The organism is Edaphobacter sp. HDX4, from assembly GCF_036877565.1.
Classification (GTDB): domain Bacteria; phylum Acidobacteriota; class Terriglobia; order Terriglobales; family Acidobacteriaceae; genus Edaphobacter.
On record NZ_JAEDXW010000130.1, the window covers coordinates 1 to 253 of the forward strand.

Genomic DNA, 253 nt, shown 5'->3' on the forward strand with positions numbered 1-253 from the left:
CGGGGTTGTGGCGGGTGCTTACGCCTTCGTTGCGGAAGTTGCGGTTGATCTCGTAGACGCGGTCGAGGCCTCCGACGACGAGGCGCTTGAGGTAGAGCTCGGGGGCGATGCGGAGGAAGAGGTCGAGTCGAGCTCGTTGTGGTGAGTGATGAAGGGGCGCGCGGCGGCTCCGCCGGCGATCTGCTGCATCATCGGGGTCTCGACCTCGAGGTAGCCGCGGGTGTCGAAGAACTTGCGCAGGGCGCGGAGGACC

Annotated in this window: 1 pseudogene; it reads right to left on the minus strand. The window is 66.8% G+C overall.

From position 1 onward, the window contains the following. Positions 1-253: pseudogene (locus tag JAO29_RS23310) on the minus strand (amino acid--tRNA ligase-related protein); the annotation flags it as partial.